An 8,121-nucleotide genomic window follows, 5' to 3' on the forward strand; every position below is an offset into this window, starting at 1 on the left:
AGGTAAGCGTGTGCAAAGCATGCAGGTGGGCTGCATTTACAGCACCATGAAGGCCTACGAGCAGCTGCTCAACGATGATGTGTTGTCGGCATACCGCTCGGCTTTGCAGCAGGCCGACATCGTTGGTTACCTGCATGTGAACATGACTTACGATAAGGAACGCAGCACAACCGAACTGAACGACCTGCTGGCATCCGTGCCTTTGGCAAGCGGCATGGTGCTTTCGGGACAAAAGATAATAGACCGGGGCGAGATTGTGAACGAACAAACCTACCGCGTGCTGGCCTCGATGGAGAAGGAAGTGGCGCGCCGCAACGTGTCGAAGGGCGAGATAAAGAACACCATCATCGGCCAATTCATTTATGTGCTGCTGCTGTTGGGGCTGTTTACGAGTTTCTTGGTGATGTTCCGCCCGCAGTATTTGCAGAAAGCGCGCTCGGTGGTGATGCTTTACGTGATGATAACGCTCTATCCCATAATGGTGTCGCTCTTTATGGAACACAGCTTGCTGAGCGTTTACATCATCCCGTTTGCCATCGGACCGATGTTTATCCGCGTGTTCGTGGACTCGCGCACCGCTTTCACCACGCATGTGGTAACGATGCTCATCTGTGCTGTGGCGGTGAAGTACCAATTTGAGTTCCTCTTGCTGCAGCTAATCGGTGGCTTGGTGGCCATTTATTCGTTGAGCGACTTGTCGGGTAGGGCACAGCTCTTCAAATGTGCGCTGTTCGTGACCTTGGCCAACTTCCTGGTGTTCTTTACGCTGCAACTGATGCAGACAGGCGACATCGCCAACTTTGAGACGAGCATGTATAGCCACTTCGTGGCCAACGGTGTGCTGCTGTTGCTGGCCTATCCGCTGATGTATGTTATCGAACGCACCTTCGGTTTCACTTCTAGTGTGACGCTTTTCGAACTCTCCAACACCAACAAAGGCTTGCTCAGGAAGATGAGCGAGGTGGCTCCAGGCACGTTCCAGCATTCCATCACCGTGGCCAACCTTGCTGCCGAGATAGCCAACCGCATTGGGGCAGACAGCTTGTTGGTGCGTACCGGTGCGCTTTATCACGACATTGGGAAGATGAAGGCACCCGCGTTTTTCACCGAAAACCAAGTGGGCGTTAACCCACACAAGGGCCTGCCCTATAAAGAAAGCGCAAGGATCATCATCAGTCACGTTACCGAGGGGGTGAAAATGGCCGAAAAAGCCAACCTGCCCACGTTTATTCGCGAGTTTATCCTCACCCATCACGGAACGGGGATGGCTAAATACTTTTATATTAATTATAAGAACGAACATCCCGACGAGGAGGTGGACGTTCGCGACTTCTCTTATCCAGGACCCGACCCCTTTACACGCGAACAGGCGATACTGATGATGGCCGACACGGTGGAGGCCGCCTCGCGGTCGCTGCCCGAATACACTGAAGAAAGCATTAAGGGACTGATAGACCGCTTGGTAGATGCACAATTGGAAGAGGGGCACTTTAAGGAATGCCCGATAACATTCAGGGATATAGCCGTGGCAAAGGCTGTTTTGCTGGAACGTCTCAAAAGCATTTACCACACACGAATATCGTATCCGGAGCTTAAACGGGGCTGACCAGCTGCCGATAAGGCACTCCATGCCCGCGTTGCCGATAGCAGGAGGGTGCGTTGTTTCTCCTTATCTTAATGGTGAAAGATGGGGCGATGCCGGGTTGGCCGATTGCAGAAACGTACATGTAGAACTGCACAAATAGCTGATAACGTGCAACAAAACAATACTTTTAGTAATATTTTTCGTAATAATAACATTAAGATTGGTTAAATTCCAGTGATACGTGGTGATAATTCGAACAATTTCACTAACTTTGTAACCAACAATATTAACAACTGTTTAATATGCGCTCATTCAAAAAGGCCAGTTCGGCCGCTGTTTTGGCAATGTGTTGCCAGTCGTTGTTCGCAGGCGGACTGCTTACGAATACCAATCAGAACATTGCCTTTAACCGAAACTTCGCACGCGATGGCGTGATTGCCATCGACGGAGTTTACAGCAACCCTGCTGGTGTTGCCTTCCTAGGAAAGGGGTGGCACCTGTCTTTCAACTTCCAAAATGCCTATCAGACCCGTACCATTCAAAGTGGAATGACGGTTGAGGCAACCAAGCTTACCCCTTTCTATCATCCCCTTTCTTTGAACGGGGGCGATGCCGAAGGCACGAAGAAGTATGTTGGAAAAGCTTCTGTGCCCATCTTGCCGTCGTTTCAAGGAGCATACGTCGGCGATAAGTGGAGCTTCCAGGTGGGCATCGGACTTATAGGTGGCGGCGGTAAGGCCACATTCGACGATGGGTTGGGTTCGTTCGAACGGCAAGTAGCCCTCATACCCGCAGCGTTGGCACAAGCGGGACTAACGTCTCCCACGCCGGCCTATTCGCTTGCCAGCAACATCAAGGGCCAACAATACATCTTTGGCGTACAGATGGGTGCCACATACAAGTTTAACGACCAGCTTTCTGCATACGCAGGCATGCGCGTGAACTATGTATATAATAAGTACACGGGAAGTATAACCGACATAACGGCCAACATTGCCGGCGCGAACGAAAACCTCTACGCCTACTTCGGCAACAAGGCCACCCAGCTTAACGCACAGGCTGCCGCGCTGAAGGCACAGGCCGAGGCCACAACCGATGCCGCATTGAAGGCCAAACTGCTTGCAGGTGCAGCCAAAGCAGAGGGCGGTGCCAGGCTGATGAGTGAAAAACAAGGCCAAGTAAAGGACAAGTACTTGGAGTGTACCCAGAGAGGGTGGGGCGTAACGCCGATTATCGGGCTAGACTTCAAGACGGGACGATGGAACTTCGGCACGCGTTTGGAGCTTAATACGCACCTCAACATCGAGAACGACACGAAGGTAGACGACACCGGACTTTTCCAACACGGCGTGAATACGCCCAGCGACTTGCCCGGTCTGTGGACCATCGGCACGCAATACGCCATCCTTCCCAACCTCCGCGCAATGGCATCGTACCATCTCTACTTCGACAAGAGTGCGAAAATGGCCAATGACAAGCAAAAGCTTTTGGGCGGGAACACCCAAGAATTCTTGGCCGGAATGGAGTGGGACGTAACGCCCGACATCACGGTTAGCGCAGGCGGACAGCGTACGAAATACGATTTGGGCAACGGCGCGTACCTCTCGGACATGAGTTTCGTAACCAGCAGCTATTCTATTGGTTTCGGAGCACAAGTGCGATTGGCCAAGAACATGAAGCTCAACGTGGCCTATTTCTGGACCAACTACGAGAATTTCGACAAGACCTACAAGCAAACGGTCGTGACAAACGCCAACCCATTGGCCACCGTTACGCTCGACAATACCGATCGATTTACCCGTACCAACAAAGTGTTGGGTGTGGGACTTGACGTCGAATTCTAGGAAAAAATACTTTATCTAACTCTCTAATTCTCTGCCCATATCTTCATCCGCGAGGACAAAACGGTATGGGCCTTTTTTATGTCCGTACGCCAACGCCAACTTCAACTCCACCACATGGTAAGGCACTGGTAAGCCATTGGGTTTGCTGTTCGGTGTGGTCTTGGGCGCGTACGCATCGTTCAAAGCATTTGCCTGTTAGCTAAAATCCCCATGCACCATGCACTTTCAAAGTATGCTAGCCTAATGAGTAGAGTTTCCTCCTTATTACAACAATGTTCCGATAAAGACCATTAAATAACTGATTTATATCAATAAAAAGCTTACTTTTGTAATAAATGCAACTATATAACCGAAAAAAGAACTAATTTTGCAGCACGCATTCGCAATCACCAATAATGTATAACGATAACCCAGGCCCATGCAATTAACCCTTGCGGCCTGTCGTTTCTATCGATCATTGTAACTAATTATTTTTGATGCTAACTAGAATAAATCGTTTTATTGCACCAACAACAAACACAGATTTTATTCACCTCCCTTCGGCTTAGCCTGGCGGGGAAAGGGCATTATGCGTTACCTGGCACGGGGAAACCCCACGTGCGCCAATCTAAAAAGCAAACAATACTAATTATAAACAAAAATGAAGAGAGAACAACAAAACAAGTTACCTTACATGTCGCCGCAGTGCGATATGGTTAAAATCGAGAACATCGACTTCCTATGTGTTTCAGTAAGAACCGACGTCCGTAACAACACGTCGCCCTCGGGTTACGAAAACAGGGGCGAACACAATGTGGGCACCATACGGGTTGGCAGTAAAAACGCACCAGCCAGAGGCATGATGTTTTTTGAAGACGATGTTGAATACTAATTGAGAGAGAACCACGAGTATGAAGAATACGACGCTAAATGGCGTAGTTTGCGCTATTGCTTTCGCCGCTTTGACAGCCTGTGCCAACGAACCTTCTGCCGATAACGGCAACAACGTAATTAACCCTAAGCAAAATACATTAAGAAATTTGGTGTTCAATGCAGAGTTTGACGACTATTCCAATCATGGAGATGGTCCACAAAAAATGTTTGCAGGCACAAGTTCCGTGCAAAGCGATACGATAAACCTTAGCAATGGCATGCGGGCCATCGCCACATTAACGCCCGACAGGTTTTCGGGAGCAGCATCAAAGATGACGCGCACTTTGCCTAACGATACCTATACAATGGAAGCCTATAATGGTTATACCCACGAATTTCAGGGAAAACTAACGGGGAAAGTGGAGAATGGCAAGTTTATTTCCTTGGATGGTAAGGAAGATATTATTCTTGAACACGACTATTATCATTTTCTGCTCTACAATAGCAAGCTGTATAGGCATGATGGGGTGTTGATGATTAATCGCGCCAATGCTGATGATGCTTTCGTTGGTTATGTGAGTGAGATTATAAAGCATGAGCCCAGGCGGCAGGTAGTGCTTTTCCCCATGAAACGTAAGGGGGTTAGGCTGAAGATGAAAATAACAGGGACAGAGGCTTTTGGCCCCATGACGGCAACCTTGTCTAACGCCAATAGTGAAGGCTTGCCTGCCAGTTTGAAGTACGAATTGAGGAACAACAACTGGTCGACGGCCACGAAGAGTGCCTTCTCACAGCCCATTACTTTTGGCCGAAGTGTACAAAAGGCGGGCAACAACACGCACTTTGCCTTGGCAAATGAATTTACGTACCTGCTATTTACCACTAATGCAGCCGACTTGAAGATGAAGTTCAACAGCGGAACAATCTATGGCGAAGACATCACTGGCACAGAATTGCAATTTAAGAATCTTGTGTTTGATGTTAATGGCAGCTATGTGCTTGCCATAGAGCTTACGAAATGACAGGCGATAAACAGCATCAAACCGATATGAGCTCCCTCGCTAAGGCAGTGAGAAGTATAAAAGGCTTTACGCAAACAACATTAAACGAGACTTGCCCAATGGGCGGGTCTCGTTTTTTAGTGAAATGCCGAACCATTGTGTTAAATACTGCACAAGGCGGCGTTAAACGTGCGGTAAATTTGTTAAAATGTTGAAAACCCCTTTAAAGTAGGACATGAAATGACGGAAACAGAGCGTTTTTACATATTTTTGCAAGGCATTTAACAACATGAATTAAGACAATGGAAGAATCAATAAGAACAATCGGGCAACGCCTTAAAGGCTTGCGCGAAGTGCTGAACATACCCGCAGAGGAGATTGCCGACTTGTGTGGCATATCCTTGGAACATTATCTGAAGATGGAAGACGGCACGGCCGACCCTTCGGTTTATCGCTTGGCGAAAATCTCAAAACGCTACGGCATCGACCTCGACGTGCTGCTTTTCGGCGAGGAACCTCGTATGAGTGCCTATTATCTTACGCGCAAGGGCAACGGATTGAGCGTGGAACGCGGCAACGACTACAAGTATCAAAGTCTGGGCAGCGGCTTTCGCGGGCGCAAAATGGAGCCTTTCCTCGCACAGGTAGACCCGCTTCCCGAGGGTAAGTCGTACCGCAAGAACAGCCACAACGGACAGGAGTTCGACTATATCGTTGAAGGGACGATGGAATTGACCCTTGGCGAGAAGGTGATGGTGCTCAAAGAAGGCGACAGCGTTTACTTCGACGCCACCAAACCGCATCGCATGCAAGCCCTTGGGGGTAAGCCTGTGAAGTTTTTATGTGTTATAATATAGGAGAAAAACACCCATGGTAGAAAGATTTTTAAAGCAGACAACTTTCTCTTCGACAGAAGATTACAACAAGAACTTGCAGTTCATTATTCCGGATAACTTTAATTTTGCCTACGATGTGATGGATGCTTGGGCGGCCGAAGCTCCTGAAAAAACGGCGCTCATTTGGGTGAGCGAGGAGGGAGGCGAACGCTTTTTCACCTTTTCCGATTTGAAAAGGGAGAGCGACCGTGCTGCATCTTACTTCCAAACGTTGGGCATTGGCCGCGGCGACATGGTGATGCTCATCCTTAAACGCAAGTACGAATGGTGGATTGCCATGCTGGCCTTGTGCAAAATTGGCGCTGTGGCCATTCCTGCCACCCACATGCTCACCACGCACGACATTGTTTATCGCAACAACAGCGCCAGTGTTAAGGCCATTGTTTGTGTGGGCGAAGATTATGTCCTTACGCAGGTAAGGGGCGCGATGCCCGAAAGCCCTTCGGTAAAGACGCTCGTCAGCATTGGTCCCGACGTGCCCGAGGGTTTCCATTGTTGGCAAACGGGCGTGGAGAAGGCCGCTCCCTTTGTGCGCCCCAGTAAGGTTAACGACAACGACGACATCATGTTGATGTACTTCACCAGCGGTACGAGCGGCGAACCCAAGATGGTTGCCCACGATTTTCTTTATCCTTTGGGTCACATCCCTACGGGCGTGTTTTGGCACAACCTGGGTCCGGAGAGCATTCACCTTACGGTTGCCGACACGGGTTGGGGCAAAGCCGTGTGGGGAAAACTGTATGGCCAGTGGATTGCAGGCGCAGCCGTGTTCGTGTTCGACCACGAGAAGTTTGCGGCCGACAAGATATTGCGCATGATAGAGAAGTATCGCATCACCTCGTTTTGCGCTCCGCCCACGGTTTACCGTTTCCTCATACACGAGGATTTCAACGATTACGACCTCAGTTCGCTTACCTATTGCACCACGGCAGGCGAGGCTTTGAATGCCGCCGTTTATCGAAAGTTCTACGAACGCACGGGTGTTAAGCTGATGGAAGGATTCGGGCAAACCGAGACTTGCATGACCCTGGGCACGATGCCGTGGATGGAACCCAAACCGGGCTCGATGGGTAAGCCCAATGCGCAATACGACATCGACCTGATTCGCCCAGATGGCACGTCGTGCGAAGACGGAGAGAAGGGGCAGATTGTGGTTCGCATAGGCAACAAACGCCCATTGGGCCTGTTCAAGGAATACTATCGCGACCCCGAATTAACCAAGCAAGCCAACCACGACGGCGTGTATTACACGGGCGACATTGCATGGCGCGACGAAGATGGTTACTATTGGTTCGTAGGTCGTGCAGATGATGTGATAAAGAGCAGCGGCTATCGCATCGGTCCGTTTGAAGTGGAAAGCGCCTTGATGACTCACCCCGCCGTAGTTGAATGTGCCATCACGGGCGTTCCCGACGAAATCCGCGGCATGGTGGTTAAGGCCACGGTGGTGTTGCATCCGAAATGGAAGAGCCGCGCTGGAGACGAGTTGAAGAAGGAGCTGCAAGAGCACGTTAAGCGCGAAACGGCACCTTACAAATATCCGCGTATCGTGGAATTTGTTGACGAGCTGCCCAAAACCATCAGTGGAAAAATTAGGCGCGTGGAGATTAGGCAGAGGGATAACGCCAAGTAAACTTAGTTGCTGCCTGCGCCTTAATGCAGGTGCAGTGGCTATTGTTAAGAATGGCTATTGTGCCTAAGTTGTACCATTACATTTGTATGAATGCGCACTTTGCGTTTGCACATACACATTATATATATAAGGAGAACGCGAGCTTGGGATGATACCAAACTCGCGTTCTCCTTATTATGTACTTGCAGCAATGGGGGTATGCTACACGTGTGCTGAACAAAAGAGTCTTTGCTTTAATGTAAGCATCCAATATTCGCCGTCTTTTTCCGATATGTTTTGTTTCCTACCTTTGTGCAAAAAAATATGTTTG

The 8,121-nt window shown here is 49.4% G+C and carries 6 protein-coding genes; all 6 read left to right on the forward strand.

Annotated features, from left to right (window positions below):
• The coding region (locus tag BN93_RS12825) for an HD family phosphohydrolase (RefSeq protein WP_044260840.1) at positions 1-1,606 on the forward strand (1,606 nt) is incomplete at its 5' end.
• A gap of 281 nt (positions 1,607-1,887) precedes the next feature.
• Positions 1,888-3,429 (forward strand): membrane protein, encoded by a 1,542-nt coding sequence (locus tag BN93_RS12830; protein WP_019188726.1) that lies wholly within the window; start codon positions 1,888-1,890, stop codon positions 3,427-3,429.
• Between the two features lie 640 nt (positions 3,430-4,069).
• Positions 4,070-4,300, forward strand: coding sequence for a hypothetical protein (locus BN93_RS12835; RefSeq protein ID WP_019188727.1), 231 nt, complete (start codon positions 4,070-4,072; stop codon positions 4,298-4,300).
• Positions 4,301-4,319: 19 nt separating this feature from the next.
• Positions 4,320-5,303 (forward strand): hypothetical protein, encoded by a 984-nt coding sequence (locus BN93_RS12840; protein ID WP_019188728.1) that lies wholly within the window; start codon positions 4,320-4,322, stop codon positions 5,301-5,303.
• A gap of 281 nt (positions 5,304-5,584) precedes the next feature.
• Positions 5,585-6,139 carry a helix-turn-helix domain-containing protein gene (locus tag BN93_RS12845; RefSeq protein ID WP_009231251.1) on the forward strand — a complete coding sequence of 185 codons (555 nt, stop codon included), beginning with the start codon at positions 5,585-5,587 and terminating at the stop codon, positions 6,137-6,139.
• A 13-nt stretch (positions 6,140-6,152) separates the two neighbouring features.
• Positions 6,153-7,811, forward strand: a complete 1,659-nt coding sequence (locus BN93_RS12850) for an AMP-binding protein (RefSeq protein ID WP_019188729.1) — start codon at positions 6,153-6,155, stop codon at positions 7,809-7,811.
• Positions 7,812-8,121: the final 310 nt, after the last annotated feature.

This window comes from Prevotella conceptionensis 9403948 (assembly GCF_000312305.1).
Lineage (GTDB): Bacteria > Bacteroidota > Bacteroidia > Bacteroidales > Bacteroidaceae > Prevotella > Prevotella conceptionensis.